The organism is Thiorhodospira sibirica ATCC 700588 (assembly GCF_000227725.2).
Taxonomy (GTDB): Bacteria; Pseudomonadota; Gammaproteobacteria; order Ectothiorhodospirales; family Ectothiorhodospiraceae; genus Thiorhodospira; species Thiorhodospira sibirica.
In genome coordinates, this window is sequence record NZ_MU255056.1 from 791,854 (window position 1) to 794,083 (window position 2,230).

General features: G+C 59.3%; 3 protein-coding genes and 1 pseudogene. All 4 read right to left on the reverse strand.

Annotation, left to right across the window (positions count from 1 at the left end; all coding sequences use genetic code 11):
• Window positions 1–625: pseudogene (locus THISIDRAFT_RS03790) on the reverse strand (RNA-guided endonuclease TnpB family protein); the annotation flags it as partial.
• Complete coding sequence (locus THISIDRAFT_RS03795; RefSeq protein WP_006787616.1) at window positions 622–1,251, reverse strand: IS607 family transposase; 630 nt, start codon at window positions 1,249–1,251, stop codon at window positions 622–624. The pseudogene THISIDRAFT_RS03790 and the gene THISIDRAFT_RS03795, both read right to left, overlap by 4 nt.
• Window positions 1,252–1,282: 31 nt before the next feature.
• A complete protein-coding gene (locus THISIDRAFT_RS03800; RefSeq protein WP_006787617.1) occupies window positions 1,283–1,729 on the reverse strand; it encodes an SNF2-related protein in 447 nt (148 codons plus the stop codon).
• Window positions 1,730–1,759: 30 nt separating this feature from the next.
• The coding region (locus tag THISIDRAFT_RS03805) for an IS5 family transposase (RefSeq protein ID WP_221913954.1) at window positions 1,760–2,230 on the reverse strand (471 nt) is incomplete at its 5' end.

Here is a 2,230-nt window from a genome sequence, read left to right on the forward strand (position 1 = left end):
TGTTCTGGGTGATGTCGGCCTCGATGGTGTAGTGGACCTCGATGCGATCCTCGTCGGTGAGGATGATCCGTAGCGTACCGGTGGGCGCCACCGTGGTATCGAGTGGAATGGCGATGCGAGTGCCTTTGACCAGGCCGGGGATCTTGATCCAGACGCGCCCGCCGAGGTGAAAGGTGGTGTAGTTGTCCGCGCGCACGATGATTTGGTTATGGGTGTGGTTGTGTCCGCGACGCCAGTGCTTGCGCATCACCCGGCGCAGATAGGGATCAGTTGTCCAGTCGGTGCGCTTGAGCGCAGTGAACAAGCGCTTTTGTTCGATCTTGTCCTGGGTGTGACGCCAGATCGAGCGACGCGCCTTGACCTTGGCCGCTTCCATGTTGGCGGTGATGTCGCCCTTGGCATCGCGCAGGGTTTCTTTCCAGGCATTGGCCGAGACCGGGAAGGCGCGGCCTTCGCTCAGCCAAGCATCGCGAATCTGGCGGTCGGACAAGCCCACGCCGTGCAGCGAACCAAAGCGCTGCCAGACATCAGAGCGCACTTGCCCGAGCCGCCGTGCCTGTTCGCGCAAGGCCGCCACCTTGCCCTTGTTCGGGCGCTTGGCGCGCAGAATCCGCGTGACCTTCATTCGCAGGCGTCCTTGGGTTGGCGAAGAGACATCTCGGCAAAGTCCTCCTTGATGGATTGTTTGTATTTGCGCATTCCGTACAACCGACAAGAAAAAGTCTGCACGATCGCCAGTAGATCCTCGACCATCTCTTGCTCGGGCGAGAGGGAGTCCTGGTTAACCACCACGATCTCGCAGCCGTTTTCATCAGCCAGGTGCGCAAAGAGATCAAAGCCAAAACGCATCAACCGGTCTTTGTGGGCGATCAGCAGCAGGCGCACTTCCCCGCGCTGAATCCGATCAACCAAGCCAAGAAAACGCTTGCGCTTGAAGTTCATCCCGCCGCCGACCTCTTGAATCCATTCATCCACCGCGATCCCCGCGCTCAGGCAGTAGGTTTCCATCGCTTGCACCTGCGAGGCGAGATCGTCTTTCTGGCCGGCGCTGGAAACCCGGCAATAGACCACCACGTCCCGCTCTCGGGGCACCCCACCAAGCATCAGGCGCACATCCGCTTCGTCAAAATAGCGATGTCCGGACGCATGGCGCTTTGCGACGAGCTTCCCCTCGCGCTCCCAGCGCCGAATTGTCGAGGGTGCTTTCCCGATCCGTTTCGCAAACTCGTTAATGCGATATATCTTGATCATGTAAGCAATTATAGATATTTGCAGAAAAAAATCAAGCAACAGTTTTTAGCTCCCGACCGGGGGGCGAGATAACACGCTCGTCGGCATCAAGCCAGACTTTGCGCACCGTGTCCCAGCGTGCCGTGGGCAGGCCCAGCTTATCCAGCATCTCCGTCTGCCATTGCGTTGTCAGCGTGGCTGGCGAGAAGATCACCACCGGACGGCGCCGGCCGTCCTCCCTGTCTGTCAGTAAACACAGCGTCAACGCAGCCGTTGCCAAGGATAGCGTCTTACCCAGGCCCACCTCATCGGCCAGCAACACACGCGCATAGCCATAGCGTTGATAATGGTGCAAAACCTCCGTCAAAAAACCCCGCTGCCACGGCTGAAGCTGCTGACCTTCACGGTAAAGCGGTGATTCAACCAGTGCGGCGGGTGCCAGATCCTCGTCAAAGGCCACCTCACGGCGATACCCGCGACGCCTTACTTCCCGAATCACCGCCTTAGAAGCTGTTTGGAAACTACCGCCTCAAGCCAAGCGGTTAGCCATCAGTCGACTCATTGCGAGATAAATCCAGGCTTCGCTGCTCGACATCAAGCGCTCGTAGTCCTTGCTCAGACGGCGTGAGTGGTTCAGCCAGCCAAAGGTCTGCTCAACAACCCAGCGTCGCGGCAACAAAACAAACCCTCGGCGCTCCTTGGGACGCAAGACCACCGTCAAGACGAAACGAAAGCGCTGGGCAACCCAGTCAACCAGGCGTCCACTGTAGCCGCCGTCAACCCAGATTTTGCGCAGCTTTTTGCAATGACCGGGGAGATGGCACAGGAGTTGGCGCGCCCCATCACGGTCTTGCACGCTGGCGGCGGTGACAACGACGGCCAGCACCAGCCCCAGGGTATCGACCAGAAGATGGCGTTTGCGGCCCTTGATCTTCTTGCCGGCGTCATAGCCGCGCTCACCAGGGATCGCCGTGGGCTTGACGCTTTGGCTGTCCAGACA

Coding starts and splice junctions, on each gene's coding strand:
- THISIDRAFT_RS03795 (WP_006787616.1), bottom strand. CDS start 1,251: ATGATCAAGATATATCGCATTAACGAGTTTGCGAAACGGATCGGGAAA.